At 73.0% G+C, this 14,002-nt stretch carries 12 protein-coding genes and 1 tRNA gene; 5 read left to right on the forward strand and 8 right to left on the reverse strand.

Going from position 1 to position 14,002, the window contains the following annotated elements; translation table 11 throughout:
• The first annotated feature begins 342 nt into the window (after positions 1-342).
• Together ACZ7KX_RS20885 and ACZ7KX_RS20890 are read left to right on the forward strand one after the other, a co-directional pair.
• On the forward strand, positions 343-1,065 hold the full coding sequence (locus ACZ7KX_RS20885; protein ID WP_470327724.1) for a hypothetical protein: 723 nt from the start codon (positions 343-345) through the stop codon (positions 1,063-1,065).
• Between the two features lie 187 nt (positions 1,066-1,252).
• The gene (locus ACZ7KX_RS20890; protein ID WP_470327725.1) at positions 1,253-2,563 is read left to right on the forward strand and encodes a M64 family metallopeptidase; all 1,311 of its coding nucleotides are present in this window, start codon (positions 1,253-1,255) and stop codon (positions 2,561-2,563) included.
• A gap of 167 nt (positions 2,564-2,730) precedes the next feature.
• Here the strand turns inward: ACZ7KX_RS20890 and ACZ7KX_RS20895 are convergent, their stop codons facing one another.
• From ACZ7KX_RS20895 to ACZ7KX_RS20920, 6 genes are all read right to left on the reverse strand, one after another.
• The gene (locus ACZ7KX_RS20895; RefSeq protein ID WP_470327726.1) at positions 2,731-3,102 is read right to left on the reverse strand and encodes a hypothetical protein; all 372 of its coding nucleotides are present in this window, start codon (positions 3,100-3,102) and stop codon (positions 2,731-2,733) included.
• Between the two features lie 25 nt (positions 3,103-3,127).
• Positions 3,128-3,484: a hypothetical protein gene (locus tag ACZ7KX_RS20900; protein WP_396553983.1), complete on the reverse strand. Its 357-nt coding sequence runs from the start codon at positions 3,482-3,484 to the stop codon at positions 3,128-3,130.
• Between the two features lie 318 nt (positions 3,485-3,802).
• The gene (locus ACZ7KX_RS20905; protein ID WP_470327727.1) at positions 3,803-4,405 is read right to left on the reverse strand and encodes an anthrone oxygenase family protein; all 603 of its coding nucleotides are present in this window, start codon (positions 4,403-4,405) and stop codon (positions 3,803-3,805) included.
• A 203-nt stretch (positions 4,406-4,608) separates the two neighbouring features.
• Positions 4,609-5,256, reverse strand: coding sequence for a hemerythrin domain-containing protein (locus tag ACZ7KX_RS20910; RefSeq protein ID WP_350526823.1), 648 nt, complete (start codon positions 5,254-5,256; stop codon positions 4,609-4,611).
• Between the two features lie 83 nt (positions 5,257-5,339).
• Entirely contained in the window at positions 5,340-6,176 is an 837-nt protein-coding gene (locus tag ACZ7KX_RS20915) for a Rossmann-fold NAD(P)-binding domain-containing protein (protein ID WP_470327955.1), read from the reverse strand.
• A gap of 517 nt (positions 6,177-6,693) precedes the next feature.
• Positions 6,694-6,767 (reverse strand) — tRNA-Met (locus ACZ7KX_RS20920).
• Between the two features lie 620 nt (positions 6,768-7,387).
• On the opposite strand from ACZ7KX_RS20920, the gene ACZ7KX_RS20925 reads away from it, so the two are divergent.
• Positions 7,388-8,116, forward strand: a complete 729-nt coding sequence (locus ACZ7KX_RS20925; protein ID WP_470327728.1) for a peptidase inhibitor family I36 protein — start codon at positions 7,388-7,390, stop codon at positions 8,114-8,116.
• Between the two features lie 14 nt (positions 8,117-8,130).
• Positions 8,131-9,627 (forward strand): phosphodiester glycosidase family protein, encoded by a 1,497-nt coding sequence (locus ACZ7KX_RS20930; RefSeq protein WP_470327729.1) that lies wholly within the window; start codon positions 8,131-8,133, stop codon positions 9,625-9,627.
• Between the two features lie 95 nt (positions 9,628-9,722).
• Here ACZ7KX_RS20930 and ACZ7KX_RS20935 read toward each other — a convergent pair whose 3' ends face one another.
• Positions 9,723-11,081, reverse strand: a complete 1,359-nt coding sequence (locus ACZ7KX_RS20935; RefSeq protein ID WP_470327730.1) for a S28 family serine protease — start codon at positions 11,079-11,081, stop codon at positions 9,723-9,725.
• A gap of 206 nt (positions 11,082-11,287) precedes the next feature.
• On the opposite strand from ACZ7KX_RS20935, the gene ACZ7KX_RS20940 reads away from it, so the two are divergent.
• Positions 11,288-11,818 (forward strand): GNAT family N-acetyltransferase, encoded by a 531-nt coding sequence (locus ACZ7KX_RS20940; protein WP_470327731.1) that lies wholly within the window; start codon positions 11,288-11,290, stop codon positions 11,816-11,818.
• Between the two features lie 120 nt (positions 11,819-11,938).
• Here the strand turns inward: ACZ7KX_RS20940 and ACZ7KX_RS20945 are convergent, their stop codons facing one another.
• Positions 11,939-13,897, reverse strand: coding sequence for a glycoside hydrolase family 5 protein (locus ACZ7KX_RS20945; RefSeq protein ID WP_470327732.1), 1,959 nt, complete (start codon positions 13,895-13,897; stop codon positions 11,939-11,941).
• Positions 13,898-14,002: the final 105 nt, after the last annotated feature.

Raw genomic sequence — 14,002 nt, forward strand, 5'->3', positions numbered from 1 at the left:
GCCCAAACTCCTCCACAAACTCACCAACCTCACCTACAAACACACCACCGCCACCCAACACGCCCTCACCAACCTCCACCACCACCTCACCAACAGCCAGTAGGCAAACGAAGAAACAGCGCAATCGAGAGAAATCGTGAAAAGAGCCGGGAATTCATCGCCAGCGATCATCGCGGGCGGCGCTCCCGGCTCTTCGCGCTGCCCGGTCGGTCCATGCCGGCACAAGTCCGTTACAGGCTGCGCCAGTTCCTTCCAGGGCGCCTGTGGCCTGGCATCATCCGGTTACACCGGGAGATCAACAAGGTGCGGACGAGGCAGGACGGTGAGGATGCGGTGGGCGACGTGACCGACGACGTGACAGACCGCGTGCCGGGCGCATGGGTGGGAAGCCTGAGCAAGCCGAAGCAGCGGCGGAAGGTGGCGCCGGTCGTCCGGACGGGATGGAAAGCCTTACTGATCGTCATAGGCCTGTCCGCGGTGGGCCTCGGGTTCTTCAGATTCGTGGACACCTTCGAGGCGTCGGGTGCCTACCGCTCCGCGCCGGCTTGCGGGTCGGCGGAGGCCGGGGACGTGGTGGAGTGCGTGCGGCAGGAGAGCGGGCGGGTGACGAAGAAGTCCGTCAGCTCCAGCGACGATTCGGTCACCTATCTGCTGACCGTCTCACGCGAGTCTGCTCCCACCGGCGAGTACGACGTGAGCAGCGCCTTCTACCGGGACGTCGAGGTCGGCGCCACGGTCGATCTGCAGGTCTGGAAGGACGAGGTGGTCCGGGTCGCCTATCAGGGGCACCAGGCCGAAGAGCGGAACATGCCGTGGCGGTCCGTGTTCGAGATCGCCGTGTTGATCAGTGCCGGCACGACCCTGTTCGCGTACCGCGTGGTCGCGGCGGACCGGCGGGTGTGGGGGCGGCCGCTGCTCATCGCCGTTCCGACCCTCGTTGCGACGGTCACGGGCTGCGTCCTCCTCATCGTGCTCCAGTGGCCGTTCGCCGTCACGTTGACCCTTGCGATCGCGTCCTGGCTGATCACGGTGGTCATAGCCGCGACGGTCGTGTCGGAGCTGTAGGCCGCGGCGGCCGACGCCCGTCGGTGTCGCGCCGTGGCATCGGGTTGCGGCGAGGAGACGAGGGGGCGAGAGGACGACGCGCACGACGGCAAGCGGCCCGGTTCTCGACGCCGGTGTGATTGTCAGGTTCTCGACACGGGAAGGAGGCCGATCAGTCGAAGACCGCTCACCAGGGAGGACCACGCCCGTGCGCCGCACACCCGCCGGCACCACCACCGCTCTGCTCGCCACCGCCCTCGCCGCGGCCCTGCTCGGCGCCACCCCCTCCTGGAGTGCGCCCGCCGGAAGCGCGGCACCGCCCTCCCGCCAGGTGGAGGCCTTCGCGGAGGACGGCAGCATCTCCCGCGCCCAAGCCCCCGCCGTCTCCCCCTTCGTCGCCGCGCCGGCCCAGGGCGTGGCCGCGCCGCACGGGGACGGTGACCTGACGCCGCTGGTCCGCAGCGGCGATCCGGCGACCAAGCTGGACGTCGTGGTGATCGGTGACGGGTACGCCGCGCAGGAGCAGCAGAAGTTCCTCACCGACGCGGCCGAGAAGTGGCGCGAGGTGACCGCCGTCGAGCCGTACGCCACGTACCGCGGGCTGTTCAACGTCTGGGCGGTGTCGGCGGTTTCGCCGGAGTCGGGGGTGACCGGCGATCCGGACCGGGCGACCGTGCGGCACACCGCGCTGGGCTCGTACTTCTGGTGCGACGACGTGGAGCGGCTGCTCTGCGTGGACGAGAAGGCGGTCGAGCGGTACGCGGCGAAGGCCCCGCAGGCGGACCTGGTGCTGGTGGTGGCCAACAGTGCCAAGTACGGCGGCGCCGGCTACAACGACGTCACGTCCCCGCTCGGCTACGAGGGCATCGCCACGGTGGCGGGCGGGAACGCCAAGTCCGGGCAGATCGCGGTGCACGAGACCGGGCACTCGCTGGGCAAGCTCGCCGACGAGTACGCCTACGACGGCCAGGGGACGTACCAGGGCGACGAACCGGCCGAGGCCAACATCAGCACGCTCACGGCCGACCGGATGCGGCAGCAGGGCAGCAAGTGGTCCCGCTGGCTCGGGCAGACCTCCCCGGACGGCGGGACGGTCGGTGCGTACGAAGGCGGCGGCTACTACCCGACCGGGCTGTACCGGCCGACCGAGAACTCGATCATGCGCTCGCTCGGGCGGGAGTTCAACCTGCCCGGGCGGGAGGCGATGATCGCCGGCTTCTACCGCCACGCCACGCCGCTCACCAGCCCCACGGCCGAGGGGAGTTGGCTCACCGCGGCCGACCACCTGACCGTCGACCTGCCGGTGCCCGGCACCAGGCTGCGCTGGTTCCTGGACGGCCGCGAGCTGCCGCGGCTCTCCGGCCGCACCGCGCTGGACCTCGGCGACCTCAAGCTGACCGGGTCCCGGATCCGGCCGCACCTGCTCACCGCCGTCGCCACCGATCCCACCCCCGCCGTGGCGGACCCGGCGCTGCGCGCGGACCTGACCGCGAGCCTGTCCTGGCTGGTCACCCGCTGAGAGCGGTCCGAGCCGCTGCACCCTGAAGCGGTGCAGCGGCTCGGTGAGCGCCGGGTGCGGCCGGTGGTCCGACCGGTCGAGGTGGAGGTGGAGGGTCAGGGGCCGGGGGGCTGGGAGCTCGCCCGCGGCCGCGCCGCCGGCCGGCGTCACCGCGGACGGGCGGCGGCTCAGTCGTCCCGACCGTCGGGGAAGTCCTGGCGGGCGCCGATGAAGTAGTCCAGGCCTTCCGCCGGGCCGGCGGGCGGGCCGAGCAGCTCCCGGAGTGGCTCCCACAGGCGGGGCGGGACGCGGTAGTCGCCCGCCAGCATCCAGACGTCGTCGCCGAGTCGGACCTCGGGAGCGCCCTCGAAGAGGGGGCGGACCCGCAGGTACTCCTCCCGGTTCAGCTCACGGGAGTAGCGCACCTCGTCGTCCGCGTCGAAGCCGTCCAGGAGCCAGAGCACGTTGCGTCCGTCGGCGTAGGGGTCGTCGACGAAGGGTGCGTCGGCGGACGCGTGGTCGGCCGGAGCGTGGTCGGCGCGGGGTTGGTCGTTGTCCACGCCGCCACTCTACGGGGGCCTGCGCTCAGCCCGGTCGGCGCTGTTCCGGCAGCGCCGGCGGGCGGCGCCGCAGCGGTGCCAGCTCGCGCTCCAGGGTGCGGACGTCCAGCGCTATCCGGGCCGCGATCTCGCGCGGGCCGGTGCCGGCGGGCAGCCGGCGCGACCAGGAACGGGGCTTGGCCGGGCCGTCCTGGACCATGTGGAAGTTGAGCCTCACCACGTCGGCGACGTCGACCAGGCTCACCAGGATCCGGGTGTCCGGGAGGTCGATGCTCACCTCGTTCCCGATGCACGAGCAGGCCACCAGGCCCTCGATGTCCTCCTCGGCCAGGTACCTGGCCAGGGGTACCGCCCTCCCCCGGACCAGAAACGGACGATCCACCGGACTCACCGGACCCGCCTCCTCCCCCAGCACGCGCACGCGCCGCGGCCGCGGCGCAAGCGCACCGCAACAGACCGGGCCCGCCCATGCTCCACCACATCCGTGCCGGGCGCCAACTCGCTGTCTCACCCAGTGAATTGGGTGTAGTCACCGACCCGGCGCACCGGCGCACGCTCCGGCGCACCGGGCCCCGCACCCCAGCCACCGCCATGAGCAGCCACCGCCACGGGCAGCGACCGCCATGAACGACCGGCCAACGCGCAGGTGCCCGTCCGCGCGTGGCGGACGGGCACCTGAGGCGGCGCGTGCGGACGGGTGTCAGCGGCCGGAGCGGCTGAACCGGCCGTACAGCACCAGGGAGCGGGTCAGCGCGAGCAGACCGCCCGTGCACAGCGCGGTGCGGAGCATGTTGGCCGGCACCCAGCTGTCGGCGAAGTGCGCCCGCACCGAGGCGAAGTCGTGGATCTGGGACGGGTCGCCGGCCGCCGCCAGCTGGTTGTTGAGCGGGATGTTGACGCCCATGGTCACCATCAGCGCCACCACGTACAGCGCCGTCGCCAGCGCGGCCCACAGCGCCGCCTGCCGCCGGCCCGCCTTGTGCAGCAGCCACGCCGCGACACCCGTCGCCGCGAAGGCGCCGACGAAGACCAGGCCGAACATGCCGTTCTCGATCGACTTGTTGATGTGCTGCATCGCCGTCACGTACGTGCGGTCGTCACTCGCCGCGAGACCCGGCATGACCGACACGTCGAAGGCGAAGAACAGCCCCGCCATCAAGCCCATCGCGATGGTCGCGCCCACCAGCAGCGGCCCGGTCGCCTTGCTCTGCCCGACGGCGTGCGCCGAACTCCCCATCCCCACACCTCCGATGGCCGACGGCGCGGAGTACGACAGCGGAACCGCGGTCTGATCCGAACGCATCTCAGGACCCCTTCACTCTCCCGGCCCGCGAGCTGCGGTGCCGACGAACTTTGTGCACACGACACCGACCACCGTGCGGTGCACCGCGCAACGGAAGCGCGACAACCGGAACCCCGGGCTGCAGGACGGCACGTGCCCCGTCTTGCGCCGCCCCTGCGGCCCGGCGGGCGCACCGTCGCGCCCGCCCGCGGCCCGCTGCGGGCTCAGAGCACCGCCGACAGGCCGCGCCGGTACCGCCGCTCCAGCACCGTCCGCCCGATCAGCCGCACCGGGGCCGGGATCGTCGCGGACACCGCCCGGACGGCCGCCGGGTCCGCGCCGTCGAACATCCAGGGCTGCAGGTAGGTCATCACCTGGGTCGGTGCGCTCTGGATGATCCGGCGCTCCACCCGCAGGTACTCGTCCACCGGCAGGCCGGCCAGCGCCGGGAACACCACCGGCTCCTCGTGCCCTAGGTGGTCGCGCACCAGGGTCTCGAACGCCTCGGCGGCCGCCGGGAGTTCGGCCCGCAGCCCGGAGCCGAGCACCCCCGCCACCCGCCGCATCGACCGGTCCAGCGCCTCGTGGTCCTCCTCCAGGACCCCGCCGCCGTCGAACCCGGCCACCCGGCCACGCAGGTACGGCCAGAGGATCTCGTCCTCGCTGTGGTGGTGCCAGTCGATCACCGCGCGCAGCCGCCCGAACCACTCCGCCAGCTCCGCCGTGGATCCCGACGGTCCGCGCGTGGCGGCGGCGCTCAGCCGCGCCGCGTCGCGGCGCATCGCCACGTGCATCAGACCGAAGCCCTTGATGTGGCCGGGCAGTGTGCCGATGCCCCGCTCGCTCGACCAGACCGTTGTGCCGTCCGACATGACCAGACCTCCAAAGTCCGTTCAGGGTCCCTTGCAACGCCCGCCCGGGGGCGGCCACACGGGGCCGCCGGGGACGAGCCGGCTCATACGTTCCACACGCCCGAGGCGGCGGCCTCCCGGGCGTAGTCCGCGAAGTCCCGCGGCTCACGACCCAGCGCCCGCCGCACCCCGTCACCCAACGACGCGTTCCGGCCGTCCAGGATCATCGAGAACAGCTCCGCGAAGTCCGCCGGCAACCCCGCTTCCTCCAGCACCCGCCGGTACGACTCCAGCGACACCGCCTCGAACCGCACCTCACGCCCCACCGCCCCCGACAACTCCACCGCCACATCCGCGAACGACAGCAACCGCGGCCCCGTCAGCTCGTACACCTCACCCGCGTGCCCCGCCTCCGTCAACGCCGCCACCGCCACGTCCGCAATGTCCTCCACATCCACGAACGGCTCCACCGCACCACCCACCGGCAACGCCAACTCCCCCGCCAGCACAGGCTCCAGGAAGAACGACTCACTGAAGTTCTGGTTGAACCACGCGCACCGCACCACCGTCCACGCAGCCCCCGACTCCATCACCGCCTTCTCCCCCGCCTCCGCCGCCTCCTCACCACGCCCCGACAACAGCACCAGCCGCCCCACCCCACGCGCCGCCGCCAGCCGCGAGAACGCCCCCACCGCCTCCACCGCACCCGGGAACGCCAGATCCGGGTAGTACGTCAGATACGCCGCGCTCACACCCTCCAGCGCCGCCTCCCACGTCCCCTCGTCGTGCCAGTCGAACGGCACCGCACCCGACCGCGAACCCACCCGCACCCCGTACCCACGCGCAGCCAGCCGGTCCGCCACCCGCCGACCCGTCTTCCCGGTACCACCGACCACCAGCACGACACCGGCATCCGTCGAAAGATCCACCACACCAGCCATCACGATCACCCTCATTCGAAGACACGGAGGAATCACAGGAGTCCGACCAGCCGTCGGCTTCGCTTGCGCCGATCGGTTCGTCGTCATGGCACCATTCAAATCCCCCCGGGTCGGGCGAACCATAGCCACCGCACTCAGCTCCATGCGCGAGCGTCTACACCGCTCACCAGCGGCGCTCCGCCCACCCACGGCTGCTGTCCTGCCCGCGGCCACGGCCCCCGGTCACCCACCACAACACACCCCACCACGGCCGGAAAGCGCTTTCCAGCACCCCTCGACCCCTCCTCGACCGCATTCGGGAACGGCCGCGAATTCCGATCGGAATGGCCGGCCGGCGGAATCCGCGAAAAGCGGCCGCGCACCGGCGGGACGGGCAACGGCGGGACGGCAGGGCCAGCGGCGGGACGAGCAAGGGGACGGGCCGGACCGGACGAGGGGACGGGCCGCGCGACGGCGCCGCGGCCGAACGAAAAAGGCCGGGGCCGACGCCCTCAAGCGTCGACCCCGGCCCTGGTAGTAGCGGGGACAGGATTTGAACCTGCGACCTCTGGGTTATGAGCCCAGCGAGCTACCGAGCTGCTCCACCCCGCGTCGGTGAGACCACTCTATGCGACAGTCCGCCGAACACGAAATCGGTTTTCCGGTGGCCCGGACGACGCGCCGACCGCCGTGCCGTTCCCGCGCTCGGCGCGGGACGCATCCCGATCGATTCCCGGGCGTGGTCTCGCCCCTCCCGGGAAAGGGGCGGTCGACCCATCGCACCCGAAGCGGTCCCCGGTCACCCACCCGCGTGATCCCCGGCCCCGGACCGCCGGACCGCTCGGCGAGGGGCGCTACGGCGTCTCCACTTCACTTCCTCGACCGTCGACACAGCTGCACGTCAGGAGCGTGAGACAGCCGTGAGACAGCCGGCCGGACCGGGCGGCGGCGCAGCGCGGCCACCTGACGCCCTTACAGTTCTGCCCTGACGCCGGGGAAGCGGCCTTCACAGGGTGCACACGACGGCGCGCTCGGGAGTTCTTGTACGGATCCGACGCCCGACCGGGCCGGATGTTTCCGATTCCGCCCGCATCCCGATCGGTTCCGCTGTTCGATGGACCTCTCCACGAGCCGGATTCGGTGTCCGCATTCACGGTGTCGGTCGATCCCGAACCAGGGCGTCCCGAGCCCGGCTCGGACCACCCGCCACTTCCACCGAGGAGAACTCCGCCGTGAGGCAACACCTTCCGCGCGCCGTCATGGGCATGCTGCTCGTGGCGCTCGTGCTCGCCGTCCTGCCCGGCGCCCGGGCCACCGCCGCGAGCTGGACCAGCCACTGCGCCGCCGGCGGCTTCTGCCTCTACGACCAGGACGGCGGCCAGGGCGCCGAACTCGCCAACGACCCCCGGGTCCCCGTCCAGGGCGTCGACCCCGCCTGGAACGACCGCGCCCGCTCGGTGGACAACCGGTCCCCCTACTGGGCCTGCCTCTACGCCGACGCCGGCTACGGCGGCTCCGTCCAGGCCGTCCGCCCCGGCGGTCAGGCCACCCTCGCCGAGCTCGGCACCCACCTGGACGGCAAGGTCACCTCCTTCAAGGGCGCCAAGTCCAAGGCCGGCTGCTTCACCGGCTACGAGCGCTGCGAGACCGGGCGGCTCTGCCTGTTCGCGGAGGAGAGCGGTCGCGGCACGATGACCTCCTTCACCGAGGACGAGGTCCGCGACTACGGCGCCGAGTGGAACGACCGGGCGGTCTCGGTCTTCAACCACACCGCCAAGCACGCCTGCTTCTACCCGGAGAACGGGCTCACCGGCTCCTGGAGCGCCAACGGCTCCACCTACCGGGCCTTCGTCGTGCTCAGCGGCGACAGCACCTTCGTCCCCGCGCCGTACGCCGGGACGCTCAGCTCCGACCGTCTGGTCACCGCCGCCGCCGGCCGCCCCGCCACCGACTTCTGCTGACCCGGGAGCCCCACATGAAGCACACCCTCGTGCGGCGCGCCGCCGCGCTGCGGACCGCCACCGCCCTCGGGCTGGCCGCCTCCGTCCTCGCCGTCCCGGGCAGCGGCCTGGCCGGCGCGGCGGACACCGGCATCGTCCTCGGCGGCATCACCCTCGCCCAGGCCTCCGCCACCACGCCGTTCCCCGGGATCACCCGCACCGTCTACCAGGACGCCGACCGGACGTGGACGGTCAACGTCGTGGACATCGACCCGAGCCGGGCGCCGATCACCTTCGACGGCTCGATCGGCCAGGGCATGTACACCACGCAGACCGTCCAGGAGATGCTGGAGCAGACCACCGGGGTGAGCAGCCGACGCCCCTACCTCGGGGTCAACGGCGGCTACTTCGACGACGGCGTGGTCCTGGACCCGGCGAGCCGGATCTTCCTCGGCGACCTCGGCGGCACCTCGCTGAAGAACGGGCGGCTGCTCAGCGAGGCCGGCGGAGGCCGCTACGTCTACGACACCGTCACCGGCAGGGCCGTCGGGCTGCGCCCGGCCAACTCCGTGCTGATGCTGCAGAACGGCCGCCCGTACATCACCGAACTCGCCACCGGGCTCAGCGTGCAGCTCTCCGACGACGGCGCCGTCAGCCGGAAGGTCGACGGCGTCAACCGGCTCCCCGGCCGGGCCGGCCACTGCCTGCGCAACACCGACCCCGCCAACACGGACGTGACGGTCGTCGGCGGCGTCTGCTTCGATCCGTCGGAGATCGTCGAGTTCACCCCCGAGTTCGGGGCGAGGACGCCGGCTCCCGACGTGCTCAGGCAGACCGACACGACCACCGACGACGACCCGGGCGTCGAGGTGCTGTTCAACGCGGCGGGCGTGGCCACCGCCTGCTTCCGCCCCGGCGCCGCGCCCGGCGGCATCGTCTCCGACGCCCCGCGCGGCGGCCACGACGTGCCGCCCGGCGGACGGGCCCTGGAGGGCACCGGCGACGGCGCGACCTGGCTCTGGGACAACGCCTGCGCCGGCCGGCCGGTCACGCTGCACACGGTGATCACCGACACCCGCTTCGGCGACACCCTCGCCGACACCTGGTTCGGCCGCGCCCCGGCCGGCGCCGTGGAGCAGCCGATCGACCCGGCGCTGTACGCGACCCCCGTGGGCGACGTGCTGATCCGCGACGCCTCGGTCGTGTACCAGCCGGCCGACGACACCGCACGGGCCTGGCGCACCGCCGGCGGGGCGGACGGCTTCGGCCACCTCTTCTTCGTCACCGTCGAGGGGCAGAAGGGCGGCCCGGCGCCCCTCGCGTCCGGAGCCACCCGCAGCGAGTTCGCCCAGCTGCTCAAGGCGCTCGACCTGGTCGACGCGGTCAACCTGGACGGCGGCGGCTCGACCACCCTCAACCTGCGTGACCAGAACGGCAACGAGCCGCCCGTGACCACCACCACCGACTCCTCCCCCCGCCACGTCGCCGACACCGTCTACGCCGCCGTCGGCGGCTACGGCCTGGCCAAGTAGGCCCGCCGGTCACCCGCACGGGCGCGCTGCGGCCCCCGTCCCCGGTCGAACCGGGGGCGGGGGCCGTTCGGCTGCCGCGCCGCTCCTCCGCCGTGCTACACCCCCGCCCAGCGGCGCAGCGCGGCGGTCGCCGCCGCGGCGTCGGCGGCGGGCAGCTGGGCGATCCGCACCGAGTGCGTGCCGCCCGGCACCTCGAAGAGGTAGGAGTCCCGCGAGCCGTCGCCGAGGCGGAACGGTTCGGCGACGGACGGGTCGGCGGCGCCGTTGACGAACATCAGGTGCTCGCCGCGGGTGCGGACCCAGCGGTCGACGTCGCGCATCGCCTGCGGCCGGTAGCGCATCGGGAGCTCCTGCGGCACGAAGGTGCGCGGTTCGGTGGCGCCGGGGTAGCGCAGCAGGCCGGCCAGGTGGGCCGTCTCGACCGGGAAGTAGCCGAGCTGGGTGCCCAGTTGGTAGAAGTAGGGGACGAACTTCCCGGCCACCGCGTCGGCGTAGACGGGCAGTTGGGCGACGTCGGAGAGCCAGCCGTACAGGGCGTCGTCGGAGGCGTCCGCGGGCGGCACCGCCGGGCAGGCGGCCTGGCCGCGGCCCTGCCAGAACATGAACGGCGCGCGCAGGACGGCGATCTCGAAGGCCTTGTCGGCGCTCCCGACGAGCCGGAAGCCGTCGCCCCGGGAGTCCGCCCAGGCCTGGTACCGGGCGACGAGGGCGGTGCGGCGCTCCAGCAGGGCGCGCTGCGCGGCCTGCAGGGCGGTGCGGCACTCGGGGGTGCCGACGGTGCGCAGGAAGTCCAGGTAGGCGGAGTCCTCGCGGTCGTCGACGTTGTTCGGCGCCGAGTAGGCGACCGAGCCGGCGACGTCCTGCGGGTAGAAGCGGCGGTGGTAGACGGTGGCCATGCCGCCCTTGCTGCCGCCGGTGGAGATCCACGGTGCCCGGTAGACGGCGCGCAGCGCCTCGATCACGTGGTGGTGGTCGGCGGCGGCCTGCCGGATGTCGAGGTCGTCCCAGTCGGCGGGGTCAGGCCGGGAGGTGCCGAAGAAGCGCTGCTCGGTGCTCACCTGGTTGCCGTCCAGCAGCTCGGCCGGCTCCGAGCGGTACTGGGCGGTGGAGACGTCGTAGCCGCTGGTGTAGAGCACGGTGGGGCGGTCGGTGCCGCGGTGCAGCAGGGTGAGCCGCTGGTCGAAGCCGCCCCGCTCGGGGTGGGCGTGGTCGGCGGGCTGGTGCAGCGTCAGGACGAAGAAGCGGAAGCCGGGTGCGGCGGGCTTCTCCTCCGTGATCCGCAGGCCGGGCACCGCCTCGATCGCGGCCCGGATGTCCGCCGGTCCGGCCCCGACTCCCGCCCCGCCTTCGGCTCCGGCCGCCGTGGCGGCTGGCAGTGCGGCCGTGCCGGCCAGCGCCACCACCGCCGCCGTCGTCGTCCGGGCCAGCAGTCGTCCGATTCGCCCGCGCAGCATGGGTCTTCCTCCCCGGTTGTCGTTGCCCCCAGTCAACCGGGGCTGTGACCTGCGCGGATCCCGCTCCGGAGGGTCGGCCTCTCCCTCCCGGGAGGGACGCGGCGACCAAACACCCCGCCGGTCCCCCGTTCCGCCCGTCCCTTCCGTTGTGTCCGCCCGTGGAAAACCGGTGGCCGCGGACCGGGCGACGGTGTTAGCAATGTGACATGCTACAGGGCACTCACATCACCCTCCGGGCCCGCCACGAGGCCGACGTCCCGGTGCTCCAGACCGAGCTCCACGACGACGTGGCGACCCGTTCGCGGGCCGACTCCCGCCCCTGGCGGCCCCTCCCGCCGGGATCGGCGCAGTCGCCGTACGCCGTCACCGGGCCGTCCGACGAGGCGGCGTGCTTCTCCGTGGTCGACACGGCCTCCGGGGAGCTGGCCGGGGAGGCCCTCCTGTGGGGCATCGACGCCCACAACCGCAGCGCCCACCTGGGCCTCGCCCTGCGCCCGGGCCACCGCGGCCGCGGGTTCGCGACGGACGCCGTCCGGGTGCTGTGCCGGTACGGGTTCGTGGTGCTCGGCCTGCACCGGCTGCAGCTGGAGACGCTCGCGGACAACACGCCGATGATCAGGGCCGCGACCGGGGCCGGTTTCACCGCGGAGGGGCGGCTGCGCGGCGCGGCGTGGGCGTGCGGGGAGTTCGTGGACCAGGTGGTGCTCGGGCTGCTGGCCGAGGATTGGCGGGCGTGAACCGGCCGATGCAGCCACCCACGGCAGGCTGACCACCCGTCCACCGACGGCCGCTGCCGGCCCGGGGCGCGTACGCCTCGGACCGGCAGCCGCCGGGATCCCGCGGACGGGCGGCGGCGCTCAGGCGAGGGGGCGGCAGAGCAGCGCGTCCGGCACGCCGTAGTGGAGCCACTTCCAGGTGTAGGCGACGCCGGCGACGTACTCGTTGTCCGCGCACTGGCCCTTGTAGTGGCCCGGCGCCCAGTCGCTCGCGACCGAGCCGCCGGTGGCGGGGCGGTTGTCGCCGTGGTCGAACCAGACGTCGCGGCCGGTGGTGGGCAGCGGGCCTGCCGCGGGTGCGCACAGCAGGGCGGACATGGCGTCGCTGTGCACGCTGTAGCCGACGGCGAAGGTGCGGTCGGGGCACTGGAGCTTGTTGTAGCCGGACGCCCAGTCGCCGCCGGTGACGTACCGTTCGTCGCTGACGGTGACCCAGTCGCCGGTGCCCGTCGCGGGCTCGCCGGCGTCGGTGCACAGGCCCCGGCTGTCGCTGCGGCCGAGGGCGACCAGGCGCTGGCCGTCCGGGCAGTTGCCCTTGCGGTTGCCGCTGCTCCAGTCCACCCCGGCCATCCGGCGGGAGACGTTCTGGTCGCCGTGGTCGAGGTCGAGCACGTTCCAGTGGTTCACCGGCGCCACCGGGCCGGTCAGTGCCGGGGCGCCGACCAGCTTGGTCCAGTCGGCGGCCCGCCAGTCGCCGGGGTCGGTCAGGCCGGTCCGCTTGCCCGCCGGGTCGTAGGAGAGCAGCGCCCAGGTGTCCAGCGGGCGGCCGGCGGTGTCGGCCCAGCCGACGAGCGGCCAGATGGCGAAGTCGGCGTCACGGGCGGCCAGGAGGTCGGTGAAGGTGTGCAGCCAGGCCTGTTCCTTGGCGTCGGTGGAGCCGCGTCCGCCCGCGCCGAACTCGCTGATCCACACCGGTGCGGTGAAGTGCTGCCCGGCCTGGGTGACGAACAGCGCCTCGTCGTCGACGACCTGGGCCAGCTGCTCGGGGGTGAAGTCCTCGTAACGGGGGTCGCCGGTCGCTCCCGGGCCGCTGCCCGCGCCGGTGTTGGCCGGGCCGGTGTAGGCGTAGAAGTGCGCGGAGTACACCAACTTGCCCGAGTCGATCAGGGTGTTGGAGAGGTTGCGCACCGGGGTGAGCATCGGACGCCCGTGGCTGAAGATCGCGGCGGGGATGCCGTACCAGTTGATGCCCTCCATGATGACGAGCATGTCCGGGTCGGCCTGCAGGATCCGGTTGCCGGCCTCCTCGAAGGCGGCGTACTCGTCGTGGGCGTCGCCCATGCCCCAGTTGGGGTCGTCCCAGGTGTCGCGGCGGACCTCGTTGCGCAGGTCGGCGCCCACCACCCGCTTGTTCGCCCGGTAGCGGTTCACCAGGAACACCCAGTCGTCCTCCCACGCCTGGGTGGACTGCCCGCTGTTCCAGCGCTCGTTGCCGTCCAGGCCGCAGCAGAAGCGGTAGCCGGTGGTGTGGTTGTTGAGGACGACCGCGAAGCCGTCGGCGGTGAGCGCGGCCACCACGGCGTCGTACACCTGCAGCGGGGTGCGGCCGCGCAGCTGCGGGTTGGCGGCGACGGCGGAGTCCGGTACGGCGGTGGTGTCGTGGATCATCGCGTTTGCGAACGGCAGCCGGATGCTGTTGAGGCCGAGGCCGTGGAAGTCGGCCATGAGGCGCTCCAGCGGCACCCGGTCCAGGCCCAGCGGGATGTTGTGCGAGACCTGCCCGGCCTGGTTGTTCGCGGGGTCGTCGGTGCTCCCGCTGCCCTCCCAGGTGCCCTGGGCCCCGGCCCAGTTGGCGGACTTCAGCTTGAAGCGGGCGCCGTTCGCGTCGACGATGTAGCGCCCGCGGGTGCTGAGCGGCCCGGTCCAGGACGCGGCCAGTTCGGGGCCGGTCTGCACGCCTGCCCGGGCGGCCTGCGCACCGGCCTGGGCGGCGGCCCCGGCTCGGGGCGCGGCGGCGGCGGCGCCCGCCGGCACCGCGGCGAGCAGGGGCAGGCACGCGGCCGCGGCGAGCAGGCGCGTTCCGAGTCTCTTCATGGTCATCCCGAGTGAGGTGAGGGTGGCGCGGAATTGACGGGGACCGACCATACGCCGCGGATGTGACTGCCGGGTAGCCCGCGGTCGAACGGGCCACCCGGCTTCGACGTC

The sequence above is a fragment of the Kitasatospora sp. NPDC038210 genome (assembly GCF_055600605.1).

What these genes read in the sequence shown, in the direction of transcription:
- ACZ7KX_RS20905 (WP_470327727.1), bottom strand. Translation starts at nt 4,405, where the DNA reads ATGCGTTCGGATCAGACCGCGGTTCCGCTGTCGTACTCCGCGCCGTCG.
- ACZ7KX_RS20910 (WP_350526823.1), bottom strand. Translation starts at nt 5,256, where the DNA reads ATGTCGGACGGCACAACGGTCTGGTCGAGCGAGCGGGGCATCGGCACA.
- ACZ7KX_RS20915 (WP_470327955.1), bottom strand. Translation starts at nt 6,176, where the DNA reads ATGGCTGGTGTGGTGGATCTTTCGACGGATGCCGGTGTCGTGCTGGTG.
- ACZ7KX_RS20930 (WP_470327729.1), top strand. Translation starts at nt 8,131, where the DNA reads ATGAAGCACACCCTCGTGCGGCGCGCCGCCGCGCTGCGGACCGCCACC.
- ACZ7KX_RS20935 (WP_470327730.1), bottom strand. Translation starts at nt 11,081, where the DNA reads ATGCTGCGCGGGCGAATCGGACGACTGCTGGCCCGGACGACGACGGCG.
- ACZ7KX_RS20940 (WP_470327731.1), top strand. Translation starts at nt 11,288, where the DNA reads ATGCTACAGGGCACTCACATCACCCTCCGGGCCCGCCACGAGGCCGAC.
- ACZ7KX_RS20945 (WP_470327732.1), bottom strand. Translation starts at nt 13,897, where the DNA reads ATGACCATGAAGAGACTCGGAACGCGCCTGCTCGCCGCGGCCGCGTGC.